At 70.7% G+C, this 15151-nt stretch carries 14 protein-coding genes; 11 read left to right on the forward strand and 3 right to left on the reverse strand.

The genetic code is table 11. The annotated features are described in order from the left end of the window. Positions 1–52: 52 nt before the first annotated feature. Complete coding sequence (locus tag ACZ6SF_RS07180) at positions 53–1684, reverse strand: ABC-F family ATP-binding cassette domain-containing protein (RefSeq protein ID WP_466061068.1); 1632 nt, start codon at positions 1682–1684, stop codon at positions 53–55. Positions 1685–1877: 193 nt separating this feature from the next. Here ACZ6SF_RS07180 and ACZ6SF_RS07185 point away from each other — a divergent pair, with 193 nt between their 5' ends. After that, positions 1878–2642, forward strand: coding sequence for an SDR family oxidoreductase (locus ACZ6SF_RS07185; RefSeq protein ID WP_466061069.1), 765 nt, complete (start codon positions 1878–1880; stop codon positions 2640–2642). A 74-nt stretch (positions 2643–2716) separates the two neighbouring features. Here ACZ6SF_RS07185 and ACZ6SF_RS07190 read toward each other — a convergent pair whose 3' ends face one another. After that, positions 2717–3163 carry a PaaI family thioesterase gene (locus tag ACZ6SF_RS07190; RefSeq protein ID WP_466061070.1) on the reverse strand — a complete coding sequence of 149 codons (447 nt, stop codon included), beginning with the start codon at positions 3161–3163 and terminating at the stop codon, positions 2717–2719. A 174-nt stretch (positions 3164–3337) separates the two neighbouring features. Then, on the reverse strand, positions 3338–4045 hold the full coding sequence (locus ACZ6SF_RS07195; protein WP_466061071.1) for a hypothetical protein: 708 nt from the start codon (positions 4043–4045) through the stop codon (positions 3338–3340). A 105-nt stretch (positions 4046–4150) separates the two neighbouring features. Here ACZ6SF_RS07195 and ACZ6SF_RS07200 point away from each other — a divergent pair, with 105 nt between their 5' ends. The 10 genes from ACZ6SF_RS07200 (at position 4151) to ACZ6SF_RS07245 (ending at position 15056) form a co-directional block, all read left to right on the forward strand. After that, positions 4151–5197, forward strand: coding sequence for a FecCD family ABC transporter permease (locus ACZ6SF_RS07200; RefSeq protein ID WP_466061072.1), 1047 nt, complete (start codon positions 4151–4153; stop codon positions 5195–5197). After that, positions 5194–6294: a FecCD family ABC transporter permease gene (locus tag ACZ6SF_RS07205; RefSeq protein WP_466061073.1), complete on the forward strand. Its 1101-nt coding sequence runs from the start codon at positions 5194–5196 to the stop codon at positions 6292–6294. The genes ACZ6SF_RS07200 and ACZ6SF_RS07205 overlap by 4 nt, the downstream gene beginning before the upstream one ends. Next, positions 6291–7148 carry an ABC transporter ATP-binding protein gene (locus ACZ6SF_RS07210; RefSeq protein ID WP_466061074.1) on the forward strand — a complete coding sequence of 286 codons (858 nt, stop codon included), beginning with the start codon at positions 6291–6293 and terminating at the stop codon, positions 7146–7148. The genes ACZ6SF_RS07205 and ACZ6SF_RS07210 overlap by 4 nt, the downstream gene beginning before the upstream one ends. Before the next feature lie 116 nt (positions 7149–7264). Then, positions 7265–7654, forward strand: a complete 390-nt coding sequence (locus ACZ6SF_RS07215) for a BlaI/MecI/CopY family transcriptional regulator (protein ID WP_466061075.1) — start codon at positions 7265–7267, stop codon at positions 7652–7654. 38 nt (positions 7655–7692) lie between these two features. Further along, positions 7693–8631, forward strand: a complete 939-nt coding sequence (locus ACZ6SF_RS07220; RefSeq protein ID WP_466061076.1) for a M56 family metallopeptidase — start codon at positions 7693–7695, stop codon at positions 8629–8631. Next, positions 8624–9940: a DEAD/DEAH box helicase gene (locus ACZ6SF_RS07225; protein WP_466061077.1), complete on the forward strand. Its 1317-nt coding sequence runs from the start codon at positions 8624–8626 to the stop codon at positions 9938–9940. Before ACZ6SF_RS07220 ends, ACZ6SF_RS07225 begins: the two co-directional genes overlap by 8 nt. Positions 9941–9989: 49 nt before the next feature. Then, positions 9990–11426, forward strand: a complete 1437-nt coding sequence (locus ACZ6SF_RS07230) for a GuaB1 family IMP dehydrogenase-related protein (protein WP_466061078.1) — start codon at positions 9990–9992, stop codon at positions 11424–11426. A 282-nt stretch (positions 11427–11708) separates the two neighbouring features. Further along, positions 11709–13106: a hemolysin family protein gene (locus ACZ6SF_RS07235; protein WP_466061079.1), complete on the forward strand. Its 1398-nt coding sequence runs from the start codon at positions 11709–11711 to the stop codon at positions 13104–13106. Continuing rightward, positions 13099–14163: a hemolysin family protein gene (locus ACZ6SF_RS07240; protein WP_466061080.1), complete on the forward strand. Its 1065-nt coding sequence runs from the start codon at positions 13099–13101 to the stop codon at positions 14161–14163. Before ACZ6SF_RS07235 ends, ACZ6SF_RS07240 begins: the two co-directional genes overlap by 8 nt. Then, on the forward strand, positions 14160–15056 hold the full coding sequence (locus ACZ6SF_RS07245; protein WP_466061081.1) for a 3-methyladenine DNA glycosylase: 897 nt from the start codon (positions 14160–14162) through the stop codon (positions 15054–15056). The genes ACZ6SF_RS07240 and ACZ6SF_RS07245 overlap by 4 nt, the downstream gene beginning before the upstream one ends. The last annotated feature ends 95 nt before the right edge of the window (positions 15057–15151 follow it).

Consider the following 15151-nt stretch of genomic DNA (forward strand, 5'->3'; position numbering starts at 1 on the left):
TCTCAGGCTAAGCATTCGGCGAGCATCCGGCAATGAGTTCGTGTGATGAAACTCACGCGAGCTGAATCAATTCCAGATACTCGGCCGACCAGTGGTCCTCGGTGCCGTCCGGAAGCAGGATCACCCGCTCCGGATTCAGGGCTTCGGCGGCCCCCGGATCGTGGGTCACCAGCACCACCGCGCCCGCATAGGTGCGCAGCGCGTCGAGGACCTGTTCGCGCGATATCGGGTCCAGGTTGTTGGTGGGTTCGTCCAGCAACAGGACGTTGGCGGCCGAGGACACCAGCCCGGCCAGCGCGAGCCGGGTCTTCTCACCGCCCGACAGCGTCCCGGCGGGCTGTTCGAGCTGCGGGCCGCTGAACATGAACGCGCCCAGCAGCCCGCGCAGCTCCTGTTCACCGGCATCCGGGGCGGCGTGCCGGATGTTCTCCCAGACCGAGGCCGAATCGTCGAGGGTGTCGTGCTCCTGGGCGAAATACCCGACCTTCAGCCCGTGACCGGGCACGAGCGACCCCGCCGTGGCTTCCTCGGCCCCGGCCAGCAACCGCAGCAGCGTGGTCTTACCGGCGCCGTTGAGGCCCAGGACGACCACCCGGCTGCCCCGGTCGATGGCCAGATCGACCCCGGTGAAGATCTCCAGCGATCCGTAGGCCTTGGTGAGGTTCTCCGCCATCAGCGGGGTTTTCCCGCAGGCGGCCGGTTCGGGGAATTTGATCCGCGCGACCTTGTCGGCCACCCGCACCTCGTCGAGCTCCGACATCAGCCGGTCGGCCCGTTTGGCCATATTCTGCGCGGCAACGGCTTTGGTGGCCTTGGCACCCAGTTTGGCGGCCTGGGCACGCAGGGCCGAGGCCTTCTTCTCCGCGTTCGCCCGTTCCCGGCGGCGCCGCTGCTCGTCGGTGGCGCGGGCATCGACGTATTTGGTCCATCCCATGTTGTAGACATCGGCCTCGCCGCGGACCGCGTCGAGGAACCACACCTTGTTGACCACATCGGCCAGCAGATCCACATCGTGGCTGATCACGATCAGGCCACCGTCGTGGTTCTGCAGGAAGCCGCGCAACCAGGTGATGGAATCGGCGTCCAGGTGGTTGGTGGGCTCGTCCAGCAGCAGGGTGGTGTCGGAGCGCCCGCCGCTGCCGTCGGAGGCGGCGAACAGGATGCGCGCCAGTTCGATTCGCCGGCGCTGACCGCCCGAGAGCGTGCGCAGCGACTGATCCAGGACGCGGTCCGGCAGGCCGAGGCTGTTGCAGATCCGGGCCGCCTCGCTCTCGGCGACGTACCCGCCCAGTGCCGAGAAACGATCCTCGAGCCGTCCGTACTTGCGGACCGCCCGCTCGCGTTCGGTCTCGTCGGCCAATTCGGCCATGAGCGCCTGCTGCTTCTCCATATCCCGGATCAGCGCGTCCAGGCCCCGGGCGGAGAGCACCCGGTCGCGGGCCAGCACATCGAGGTTGCCCTCACGCGGGTCCTGCGGGAGATAGCCGATATCGCTGGACCGTACGATCGTCCCGGCATACGGCTCACCCTCCCCGGCCAGGATGCGCAGCGTGGTGGTCTTCCCGGCGCCGTTACGCCCGACCAGGCCGATCCGGTCACCGCCCTGCACCCGCAGCGCCGGGCCCGGCGCGGACAGCAGGGTACGTACGCCGGCCCGGACCTCGAGGTCGGTCGCGGTGATCACAGATATCTCCTCGGAACTGGGTCGTGGACAGGGGTCCGGCTCCGCACCGGGCGGGTATATCCACCCATGATCGGCTGTGTCCGGACAACGAACCACCGATTTTACCCGGCGCCCGGCAGTGGCCGTTCCCGCCGGGGACATTGCGGTCCGCTGCCCGCAGTTGTCCTCGGCGGGCACGGTAACGTGCCCGGATATGAGCACCGATCTGTTGGGCAAGAGCGCGCTGGTCTCCGGGGCCAGCCGGGGTATCGGCCACGCGGTGGCCGCCGAGCTGCTGAGCCGGGGCGCGAACGTGGTGATCACGGCGCGTAAACCCGAACCGCTGGAGAAGGCGGCCGCCGAACTGCGCGGGCTGGGACATCAGGGCCAGGTCGTCGCGGTGGCCGGCAATTCCGGTGACGCCGAGGCCCGCACGGCCGCGGTCCAGCGGGCGGTGACCGAATTCGGATCGCTGGACATCCTGATCAACAACACCGGGATCAATCCGGTCTACGGCGCGCTGATGGAGGCCGATCTGGACGCGGTGCGCAAGATCTTCGACGTGAACGTCGTCGCCGCCCTCGGCTACGTCCAGGAGGCGTACAAGGCATGGATGGGCGAACACGGCGGCGCGGTGGTCAACGTGGCCAGTGTCGCCGGGATCCGGTCCACCGGTGTCATCGCCGCCTACGGCGCCTCCAAGGCGGCCCTGATCCGGCTCACCGATGAACTCGCCTGGCAGCTCGGGCCGAAGATCCGCGTCAACGCCGTCGCGCCCGGTGTGGTGAAGACCAGCTTCGCGGATGCGCTGTACTCCGCCGACGAGGAGGCCGCCGCGCAGGTCTATCCGATGAAGCGGCTGGGATCGCCGGAGGATATCGCCCGGCTCATCGCCTTCCTGGCCTCCGATCAGGCCGCCTGGATCACCGGCGAAACGGTGCGCGTCGACGGCGGCCTGCTGTCCACGGGCGGTATCTGACCGCGTATTCGACGACCGCGGGCCCGGGACGTGATCGTCCCGGGCCCGCGGCGTCTCCGATCCGCGCGACCGGTTCAGGAGCGGTGCGGCAGATTCTGCAACCGGACCTGGCCACGGGCGATCAGGCGCCCGTCGTCGTCGGTGACGACGACCAGCCACAACTGCTGCAATCCGCCGCGATGCAGCGGTGTCGCCTCGGCGGTCAGCTTCCCCTCGCGGACCGCACGCAGGAAATCGGTGGAGTTGTTGACACCCACCACCACGCCGCGGTCGCCGTACCAGGCGGCGCCGCCGGTGCTGGCCAGGGTTTCCACCACGGTGCACAGCACGCCGCCGTTCTGGATCCCGGCCGGCTGGTGGTGGCGGGGGGTAACGGTCCATTCGCCGCGCACCCGGTCCGGACCGAGTTCCGTCACCCGCAGGCCGATCAGATCGGCGAAGGTTCCCTTGCTGATCTCGTTCAGCTGTTCGGCGGTGAGATCGGCCATCGACTGCGGGGTGCGGGTTTGCTGTTCGGTCATGGCTCCACAATCGCACGACGAGACCCGGTACCGGCTCTGCGGTCCGGGAAATGAAGCGGCGGGCCCCACCCGGAGGTGGGACCCGCCGCGCGCATTGGATCGGGGGTCACCGCAGCCCTCGGGACTCTCGCGCGATCCGTACGCCGCTTCTGAGTATAGGGCAGGCTTACCTAACTAGGCAACAGCTCGGGCGCGCCGGAGTGCCAGACTCCGATCCTCCAGCGCCATCAGCAGGCCCTGCCCGCGCCGCGCGCCGGCCACCGGATCGGTGCGCGCGAGGTCGGGCACGTAGGTCGTGGCCCCGGAGACGGATTCGGCGACCAGCGCCCGGAACCGGCGCGGGCTCAGCCCGGCACTGCGGGCCAGCGCGCCCTGGACCAGCAGCAGCGAGGGCTCACAGCGATAGGCCAGCCACACCCACATGGCCCGTTCGCACGGCAGCGTCACCACGCCCGGTGAACCGGCCATCGGATCCCCGTCCACCACCCGGATCGTCGTATCGGCCAGGCCCGCCCAGTCGATTCCGCCGTCGTTGTCGGTGTGGATCCACACATTCTCCAGACCCGGATCCCAGGCCCGCCCGTCGGCGATCCACAGCGCGGCGACCCGGCCGACGACGGCATGGATGAGGGCGGTGGCGACCACTTCGCCGGCGGCGGTGGCACTGATCATCTCGGCGGCGTGGCGTCGGTACATCAGGTCGATCCGACCTTCACGCAGTCCGGTGGACAACGCCCACCAGCGCCGTTTGCCCTGATCGGCCATGGCCGCGGCGGCATAGACCCGCGGATGCTCGGGCTGCAGGGCCCGCAGACGGGTACAGGCCGACCCGAACGCCGCCTCATAGGGACGGTGGATACGCATAGTGGCCAGTTCGGACATTCGAACCTCCTCGAGATCGGCGTCGCGGCAACGACTTGATCGAAAGATAGGTTAGCCTTACCAGACCTAGCAAGTGTTTCGCGCGAACAGAGGAGTTACGGGCCTGTGACGAATCTCGGCCCTCCACGCCGCCGGCGGCTCCTCGGTCTCGGCCTGCTCGCCCTCGCCCTCGCGGTACTGCTGGTTCCGGGGATCGCGATCGGCAGCCGGAACATCCCGCCCGATACCGTCCAGAGCGCCGTCACGCACGCGCTGTCCTGCCCCGACGGCCCGTTCACCTGCCCCGCGCTGTCCACCGACGAGGAGATCGTCCGCGGACTCCGCCTCCCGCGCACCGCCCTCGCGCTGGTCACCGGTTTCGCGCTGGGACTGGCCGGGGCCCTCATCCAGGGCTATACGCGCAATCCACTCGCCGATGCCGGACTGCTCGGGCTCACCGCCGGCGCCGGATTCCTGACCGCCCTGAGCATCTACCTGTTCGCACTGAGCGCGCCGGAGCAGTACATCTGGTTCTCCTTCGCCGGAACCCTGCTCGCCGGCGTGGTGGTCTTCGCGGTCGCGCGCGCCGGCGGAACCGGATCCGGGCCACTGGGCCTGGTACTGGCCGGGGCCGCGATGACCGCCCTGCTGCAGGCGCTCACCAACGCCATCGTGACCCTCGACGGCTCCGCGCTCGACACCTACCGCTTCTGGGTGGTGGGAGAGATCGCCGGGCGCGACGCCTCGGTGTTCTGGCAGGTACTGCCGTTCTTGATCGCCGGAACCGTGGTGGCGCTGCTGGCCGCGCCGGGGTTGAACCTCCTCGGGCTCGGCGACGATATCGCCCGCGGGCTGGGTGTGCGGGTCGGGGCCAACCGCGCGCTCGGGCTGACCGCCGTGGTGCTCCTGTGCGGCGGCGCCACGGCGGCAGTGGGTCCCCTCGCGTTCGTGGGCCTGATGGTGCCCCATCTGGCCCGTATCTTCACCGGCCCCGACCAGCGCCGGTTGCTGCCGTTCTCGGCATTGCTGGGCGCGGTGGTGCTGCTGGCCGCCGATATCGCCGGACGGGTGGTGGCGCGCCCCGGAGAACTCCAGGCCGGGGTGATGCTGTCACTGCTGGGCGCGCCGGTGTTCGTCCTGCTGGTGCGCCGAAGGAAACCGCTGGCCGCATGACCGTTTCGAACCCCGCCCCCGCACCGACCGCGACGCTGCCGCGCGCCGTCCGGGTCGGGACGCTGTCCGTGATGCGCCGACCGTTCACGGCCGCGGTCGTCGCCGTCCTGCTGGTGCTGATGTTCGCGCTGTTCTGCCTCGATATCGCCACCGGCAGCACCACCCTTCCGCTCGGGCGGGTACTGGAGGTCCTGGCGGGCGGCGGCACCCGGTCCCAGCGGTTCATCGTGCTGGACTCCCGGCTGCCGCGCGCGCTGACCGGTGTCGTGGTGGGTATGGCGCTCGGCATCGCCGGTGCCCTCACCCAGTCCATCCTGCGCAATCCGCTCGCCGCGCCGGACGTGATCGGTATCACCAGCGGGGCCGGCCTGGGCGCGGTGACCGTGCTGACCGCGACCGGCGGCGCCACCACCGGCATCGCGGCCACCGTGGGGGTGCCCGCCGCCGCGGCCCTCGGCGGTCTGGGCACCGCCGCATTCATCGCCGCGCTCGCCTGGCGGCGCGCTCTGACCGGCGGGCCCGATACCACCGGAATACGGTTGGTACTCATCGGCATCGGCGTGAACGCGGCACTGCTGGCCGGGATCAACTGGCTGCTCACCCGCGCCGACCTCGCCGACGCCGCCCGCGCCCAGCGCTGGCTGACGGGCTCGCTGAACGACGCCACCACCGCGACCCTGATCCCGGCCACCGTGGCATTGGCTTCGGTCGCCGCCGTCTCGCTGGTCTCGGCACACGATCTGGCGGCGCTGCGCCTGGACCCGGACACCACCCGGGTGCTGGGCGTGCGATTGCGCTCCCGGCAGATATTGCTCATCGGCGCCGCCGTGGTCGCCGCGTCGGCCGCCACCGCGGCCGCCGGGCCCATCGCCTTCGTGGGACTGATCGCCCCGCAGCTCGCCCGGCGGCTACTGCGCGCCCCGGGTGAACCGCTCATCGGGTCCGCCCTCACCGGCGGTGCGCTGGTTCTGGCCGCCGATATCCTCGCCCGGGTCCTGCTTCCGGTCGACCTGCCCGCCGGAATCGTCACCGCGGCCCTCGGCGGGCCGTTCCTCTTGCTGATGCTCGTACTGGTCAACCGGAAGGCGACCCTGTGACCGGACATCCCGCGGACCCGGCCGGGCACCGGCTCGCCGCCCACGGACTCACCCTCGGGTACGGCGACCGTCTCGTCGTGGACGGACTGGACCTGGAGATCGAACCCGGCGTGGTCACCACGGTGATCGGTCCCAACGGCTGCGGGAAGTCGACGGTGCTCCGGGCCCTGGCCCGCCTGCTGCGGCCGCACACCGGTCAGGTGCTGCTGGACGGGAAGGCGATCGCCACCATGAAGACCAAGGAGGTCGCGCGCATGCTCGGCATGCTTCCGCAGACCCCGGTCGCGCCGGAGGGCCTGACGGTCGGCGATCTGGTGGCCCGCGGGCGGCACCCGCACCAGTCGTGGATCCGGCAGTGGGCGGCGGCGGACGAGGACGAGGTGCGCGCCGCGCTGGCGCGCACGGGTATCGCCGACCTCGCCGATCGCCGGCTCGACGAACTGTCCGGCGGCCAGCGGCAGCGGGCCTGGATCTCGATGGCGCTCGCGCAGGGCACCGATATCCTGCTGCTCGACGAACCGACCACCTATCTCGACCTGGCCCACGCACTCGACGTCCTGGACCTGGTCGACCGGCTGCACACCGATCTCGGCCGCACCGTGGTGATGGTGCTGCACGACCTCAACCTGGCGATCCGCTACAGCGACCGGCTGGTGGTGATGCACGACGGCCGGATCGTGGCCCAGGGCGAGCCCACGGCCGTGGTCACCGCCGAACTCCTGGCCCGGGTGTTCGGGCTCGAAGCGCAGGTGCTCACCGACCCGGTCTCCGAGCGGCCCATGATCGTGCCCATCGGCGCCCGCCACGTCCGCGGCACCGTGGGCGGGCCGGGATCGGCCGCGCCCGCGCACTGAGCCCGGAACGGCCCCGGGGTATCGCCGGCCCACCCGACGAGCACCTATGACCAATCCCACGGAGTTACGACACCCTGTAGTACGCCACAGCGTCGTTGAGGTCGTAAAATCGAGAGATGGCTGGACTTGGTGAACTCGAGAAAGCGGTTATGGACCAGTTGTGGTCCGCCGATGAACCACAAACCGTCCGGCAGGTCCACGAGGCCCTGTCGGCACACCGCGAACTCGCGTACACCACGGTGATGACGGTGCTGCAGCGACTGGCGAAGAAAAACCTCGTGGTGCAGCGTCGCGACGATCGCGCGCACCGGTACGCTCCGGTACACACCCGCGACGAGCTGGTCGCCGGACTCATGATGGACGCTCTGCAACAGGCGGACGAGGCCGGCAGCCGGGCCGCGGCCCTGGTGCATTTCGTGGAGCAGGTCGGCAAGGACGAGGCCGCGGCCCTGCGGGACGCGCTCGCTAAGCTCGAAGCAACCGAGGACACCACACCACCCCAGTGATCTCGGACCCTGGCCCCACAACGCAGTGAGCAGAGTCGATGGACGCAGCAGCACCGGCATTCGCCGTACTCGCCTTGCTTCTCGCCGGTCCCGTTCCGGAGGCACTCAGCCGGGCGACCTGGACTTATCGCGTACCCCGAGCCGCCCTGGTGCTCTGGCAGGCGATCGCCCTGGCCGCAGTGCTCAGCGCCTTCAGTTCCGGCCTCGCCATCGCCGCCGAACTGCTGGTTCCGGGCCCGGACGGCCGTCCCACCACCAAGCCCACCGATGAGATCGACGCGCTGGGCCTGCCCCTGTGGCTGGCCTACGTCTCGGTTTTCATGCTCACCCTGCTGATCGGCGCGCGACTGGTCTATGCCTCCGTCCGGGTCGGGGTGCACACCCGGCGCCGACGCGCCCGCCACCGCATGCTGGTGGACCTGCTCGACCAGGGCGGCCCGATCCGCCGGGCCGCCGATATCCGGGTGCTCTCGGCCACCGAACCCATCGCCTACTGCCTGCCCGGCCTGCGGCGGCGCGTCGTGGTCAGCGCGGGCACCCTCGACAACCTCGACGAGCAGGAACTCACCGCCATTCTCAGCCATGAACGGTCGCATCTGCGGGCCCGCCACGATCTGGTCCTGGAGGCGTTCACCGCCGCCCACGAGGCCTTCCCCCGATTCGTGCGCAGCAAATCCGCGCTGGACTCGGTGAAACTCCTCATCGAGCTGCTGGCCGACGATTCGGCGGTCAAGGTGACCGGCCCGAAACCACTGGCCCGGGCGCTCGTCGCCTGCTCGAAGTCGACGGCACCGCAGGGCGCGCTGGCCGTGGGCGGGCCCAGCACCCTGATCCGCATCCAGCGACTGGCCGGACCGCTCGGCGATCTGCGCATCGCCGGCGCGGCCTATCTCGCCTCGATGGCCATTCTCGTGGTGCCGACCCTGGCGGTCGCCATCCCGTGGCTGGTCGAGCTGAGCCGGTTGTTCCGTGCCTGACCGCCCGGACCGCGATACCGCCGTCTCCCGGCCCCGGCCACCCTTCGCCCGCCTGGGCCTGCCGGTACTCACCGTCCAGGCACTGCACCGCGAAGGCCTCACCGAACCGCTACCGGTGCAGACGGCCGCCATTCCCGACGCGCTCGCCGGGCGGGATGTGCTCGGCCGCGCACCCACCGGATCGGGTAAGACCCTCGCCTTCGGCCTGCCGATCCTCGCCCGGCTGGCCGGGGCGCCCGCCATCGCGCGCGCCCCGCGCGGCCTGATCCTGGCTCCCACCCGGGAGCTGGCCCTGCAGATCGAACAGGCGCTGGCCCCGTTCGCCCTCGGGCTCCGGCTGGGCACCGCGGTCGGCGGTATACCCGTGACCAAGCAGGCCGACCGGCTCCAGCGCGGCGTGGACCTGCTGATCGCCACCCCGGGGCGGCTCGCCGATCTGGTCGGCCAGCGGGCCGCCGTCCTCGACGCCGTGCGGGTGGTGGCCATCGACGAAGCCGACCATATGGCCGATTTCGGCTTCCTGCCCCAGGTCCGGGATCTGCTGGACCGTATCCCGGGTGACGGCCAGCGATTGCTTTTCTCGGCCACTCTCGACGACGAATCCGTCCGGGAGCTGGTGCGCGACTACCTCCGCGACCCCGTCACCCACAGTGTGGGCCCGGAACCGAGCGCCGCGGTCGCAACCCATCACCTGCTCTGTGTCGAACCGGGCGACAAGCCCGCGGTCTTGGCGCAGATCGCCGCCCGCGAAGGCCGCACCCTGCTGTTCGTGCGGACCCAGTTCGGCGCCGAGAAACTCACCCGCCGGCTGCGTGACCAGGGCATCGCGACCGCGGCACTGCACGGCGGGCGGGCCCAGGCCCGCCGTATCCGGACCCTGGCCGCCTTCGCCGACGGCGCCGTTTCCGCCCTGGTGGCCACCGATATCGCCGCGCGCGGTATCCATGTCGACGCGGTCTCGCTGGTGGTGCACGCCGACCCACCGGCCGACCCGAAGGACTATCTGCACCGGGCCGGCCGCACGGCCCGGGCGGGCGCGACGGGCACCGTGGTCACCGTGGTCACCCCTGCCGAACGTGCCGAGGTGAGCGCGCTCGCGCGCACCGCCGGGGTGCCGGTGGTGGAGCACGAGGTACGCCCCGGGGACCCCGAGCTGCGGCGCCTGACCGGGGCCCGCACCCCGCCCGGACCGGACCGCCCGGAACCCGCACCCACCGCCCGGCCCCGGCGTCCCGATCCGCGCGCCCGGTCCCGCCGCGGCGCGAAACCGGCCCCCGCCCGCGGGCACCGGCGCCGCCGCGCCGAGTGAATTCCGCGGCCGGGCGCGGCCGGTGGGGATCACGATTACCATGGGCGCAGTGCAGTTTCTTCCCGGACAGATCCCGCCGTACGACCTGACCTACAACGATGTCTTCCTGGTGCCCAACCGCACCGATATCGCGTCCAGGTTCGATGTCGACCTCACCACGTCCGACGGTTCCGGCACCACGATCCCCCTGGTCGTCGCCAATATGACCGCGGTGGCCGGTAAGCGGATGGCCGAAACGGTCGCCCGCCGCGGCGGGCTCGTGGTGCTACCGCAGGATCTGCCCGACAACGCCGCCGCCGAGACCATCGCGTTCGTCAAGAGCCGCTCGCTGGTCGCCGATACCCCGGTCACGCTCACGATGGAGCATTCGGTCTCCGAGGCCCTGGCGCTCATCCACAAACGCGCGCACGGCGCGGTCGTGGTGGTGGACGACGGCCGCCCGATCGCGGTGGTGACCGAGCACGCCTGCGCCGATGTGGACCGTTTCGCCCGCCTGCACGAGGTCGCCGATACCGATTTCGTCACCGCCCCGGCGACCGCGGCGCCCTCCGAGATCTTCGACCGGCTCGAAGCCGCCCATTCCGGGCTCGCCGTACTGCTGAATCCCGACGGCTCGCTCGCCGGGGTCCTGACCCGCACCGGCGCCGTCCGCCACGGTATCTACACCCCGGCCGTCGACGCGGACGGGCAGTTGCGGATCGCGGCCGCCGTCGGGATCAACGGTGACGTCCCGGCCAAGGCCAAGGCCCTCGTGGACGCCGGGGCCGATGTGCTGGTCGTGGACACCGCGCACGGGCACCAGGTGAAGATGCTGGACACGCTGCGCGCGATCCGCGATCTGGGTCTGGGCGTCCCCCTGGTGGCCGGGAACACCGTCTCCGCCGAGGGCACCCGCGATCTGATCGCCGCCGGCGCCGATATCGTCAAGGTCGGGGTGGGACCGGGCGCGATGTGCACCACCCGGATGATGACCGGCGTCGGCCGCCCCCAGTTCTCCGCGGTGGCCGAATGCGCGGCCGCGGCCGCCGAACTGGGCGCCCACGTCTGGGCCGACGGCGGTGTCCGGCATCCACGCGATGTCGCGCTGGCCCTCGCCGCGGGCGCCGCCAACGTGATGATCGGATCCTGGTTCGCCGGCACCTACGAATCGCCGGGCGATCTGCGGGTGGACCGCGACGGCAACGCCTACAAGGAGAGTTTCGGGATGGCCTCCAAGCGCGCGGTCGCCGCGCGCACGGCCGCCGACCGCGGCTACGACCGGGCCCGCAAGGCGCTGTTCGAAGAGGGCATCTCCAGCTCCCGGATGCTGCTGGATCCGGAACGGCCCGGTGTCGAGGATCTGATCGACCACATCTGTTCCGGCGTCCGCAGTGCCTGCACCTACGCGGGTGCGCGCACACTCGCGGATTTCCGCGAACGCGCCGTGCTGGGTGTCCAATCGGCGGCCGGTTTCGCCGAGGGCCGCCCGCTGCCCGGCGGCTGGTGAACGCGGCCGGCCCGGCGCGGCGCCCGTAGTTTCCACCCGCCACCGGCCACCGGCCCATGCACCCGGGTGCATGGGCCGGTACCATGAGGGTCGTCGACCCCGTCGACTGTCGAATCGATCAGGACGAAAGGAACCAGTTGTCACCCGCGTCCGAGGGCGCCACTCAGGAGGGCTCATCTATCGAGCCGGGTGACAGACCCGGCGTCCCTCCTTCCGCGGCCCTGCCCGCACCTCCGGCCGTTCGAGCACGTCCCGCCGTGATCACCGCCGGGTGGTGGTGAAATGGCCGTCCTGCTCACCGTCCTCAGTCTCGTCGGTTTCGTGGCGCTCACCGCCGGCACCGCCCTCTTCGTGGCCGCCGAGTTCTCCCTGACCGCGCTGGAGCGCAGCACCGTCGAAGCCCAGGCCCGCGACGGCGACGTCAGGGCGCGCGCGGTCCGCCAAGCCCATCGCACACTGTCGTTCCAGCTCTCCGGCGCGCAGCTCGGTATCACCATCACCACCCTGATCACCGGCTATATCGCCGAACCGGTGCTGGCCCGGCTGCTGAACCCGCTGTTCACGCTGGTCGGGATCCCGGAATCGGCGGCCATCGGTATCGCCCTGGTCCTGGCACTGATCCTGGCGACCTCACTGTCGATGATCTACGGCGAACTGGTCCCCAAGAACATCGCCATCGCGGCACCGATGGCCACCGCCCGCGCGACCGCGGGACCGATGGTGGCGTTCTCGACGGTGTTCAAACCGATGATCCAATTCCTCAACGGCTCGGCCAACTGGGCGGTACGCCGGTTCGGTGTGGAGCCGGCCGAGGAACTGCGCTCCGCGCGTTCGCCGCAGGAGCTGGGTTCACTGGTCCGCACCTCGGCCCGGCACGGCGCGCTCGACCAGCGCACCGCCCAGATCCTGGACCGCTCACTGCAGTTCGGCGCGCGCAGCGCCGAGGAACTCATGACACCGCGGGTCAAGATCGAATCACTGGACCGGACCGCCACCATCGCCGATCTGCTCGCGGCCGCCGCCCGCACCGGGTTCTCCCGGTTCCCGGTGATCGACGGCGACCTCGACAACACCCTCGGGGTGGTGCACGTCAAACAGGCCTTCACCCATCCCGCCCCGACCCGCGGCGGGGTCGTGCTCGACCGCATCGCGCAACCGGTCCCGGTGGTTCCGGCCAGCCTCGACGGCGACGAAGTGCTCGAACGGGTCCGCGCCGACGGGATGCAGGTCGCCCTGGTCGTCGACGAGTACGGCGGCACCGCCGGGCTCGTCACGATGGAGGACATCATCGAGGAGATCCTCGGCGATGTCCGCGACGAACACGACGAGGAGGAACGTGACGTCCGCCGGGTATCCGACGGCTGGGACTGCTCCGGCCTGCTGCGAATCGACGAGATCTACCGCGCCACCGGTTATCTCGCGCCGGAGGGCGAATACGAGACGCTCGGCGGCCTGGTTCTCGCCCGGCTCGGCCGAATCCCGGTGACCGGCGATATCGTGGTGCTGCCCCAGCGCCGCGGCCACGACCGCAACCGGCTCGACGGCCCGGGCGGCTGGCTGGCCCGCGTCGAACGGATGGACGGGCGCCGGGTGGACCGGGTCCGCCTGGTACCGGTCGAATCCGAGACCGTGGGCCGGCGCGAACACCAGCCCGCCGGACGGGAGTCCCACCATGGGTGATCTGCTCGCCGTCGCGTTCACCGTGCTGCTGCTGGCCGGTAACGCCTTCTTCGTCGCCGCGGAGTTCGCGCTCATCTCGGCGCGCCGCGACCGGCTCGAAGCGCTGGCCGCCCAGGGCAAACGCAATGCCGACACCGTGATCCGGGCCGGTCAGAACCTGTCGATGATGCTGGCCGCCGCCCAGCTGGGTATCACCATCTGCTCGATCCTGCTGGGCCGGGTCGGCGAACCGGCGGTCGCCCATCTGCTGGAGCGCCCGTTCGAGCTGGCCGGACTGCCCGAGGCGCTGCTGCATCCGGTGTCGTTCGTACTGGCCCTGACGATCGTGGTGATCCTGCACATCCTGCTGGGTGAGATGATCCCGAAGAACATCGCGCTGGCCGGACCGGAACGCAGCGCACTGCTGCTGGTACCGCTGCACCTGATGTGGCTGCGGATCGCCCGGCCGCTGATCGCGATCTACAACTTCGCCGCCAACCTCACCCTGCGCATGCTGCGTATCGAACCAAAGGACGAACTCGAGGCCACCGTCTCCAGCGACGAACTCGCCGAGATGATCGGCGAATCGCGCTCGGAGGGACTGCTGGACGCGGAGGAGCATCGCCGGCTCACCCAGGCCCTGGGCACCGGGGAACGGTTCGTCGCCGAGGTCATGGTGCCGTTGAGCCGTGCCCGCACGGTGCCCCTGCGGGCCGGCGGCACCACTCTCGGCGATATGGAGACCGCGGTCGCCGAAACCGGCTTCTCCCGGTATCCGGTCCGCGCCGAGGACGGGTCGCTGGTGGGGTACCTGCACGTCAAGGATGTGCTGGACAAGGTCTCCGATGAGACCGCCGGACCGAACACCGAGATCCCGCGCAGCGATATCCGGCCGCTGCCCACCGTGCTGCTCGGCACCACCCTCTACGAGGCCCTGGCCCGGCTCCGCCGCACCAGCAGCCATCTGGGCCGGGTCGTGGACGCCCGCGGTAACACCGCCGGGATCGTCGCGCTCGAGGATCTGGTCGAGGAGTTCGTGGGCACCGTCCGCGATACCACCCACCGGGTGGCCGAATGACGGCCACGGTCGCGGGCACGGTACTCACCGAAGCGGACTGGCGGAGCCGGGCCGCCGCCCATCGCGCCCGGGTCGACGCTCTGGCCGGTGACCATCTGCGGCGGCGGGCCGCCGGCACCAAACATCCCGTACTGGACTTCCTGTTCACCTACTACGGCCACAAACCCGCACAGCTGCGCCGCTGGCATCCCGGCTACGGGGTGGTCCTGCCCGGCGCGTCCGACTATCTGGGACTGCGCGGTTACCGCCGGGCCGAGACCGGCGGCGGTGACCGGGATATCGCGGTCACCGCCGACCCCGGGTTCCTGCGTGCCCGCGCGGACACCGTCGCCTATATCGCCGGACTGCTGCGCGCGACCGCGAGCCGCCCGGCCTCGCTCTCGTGTTTCGGATTGCACGAATGGGCGATGGTGTACCGCGCCCGGGAGATCCGCCACGACGCGGTGCCGCTGCGCCTCGGCGCCGACGGCACCGACGCCGTCGTCGAATCCATGCCGGTGCGCTGCACCCATTTCGACGCCTTCCGCTTCTTCACCGAACCGGCCGTACCGCGCAACCACCGGCCGCTCACCCGCGACGGGCAGCGCGACACCGAACAACCGGGCTGCCTGCACGCGAATATGGACCTGTACAAGTGGAGTTTCAAACTGACCCCGCTGGTGTGCTCGGATCTGGTGCTGGACTGTTTCGGTCTGGCCCACGCCGCCCGTGAACTCGATATGCGGGCCAGCCCGTACGATCTGCGGGATTACGGCTACGAGCCGGTACGGATCGAGACCCCGGCCGGCCGGGCCGAATACGTGCGCGCCCAGGCCGATATCGCCGAGCGGGCCGCGGTCCTGCGACAGCGGCTGCTCCGAGCCTGTGAGGAACTCTCGGCGGCCCACGACTGACCTCGCGCCTTCGGCGAAAACCCGGACCGGACGGTGCCCGGATCGCTACCATCACTGGACAATTCCGGGACCGTGTACCGTATTCGTCCCGGCCG

The organism is Nocardia sp. NPDC049935, assembly GCF_055586645.1.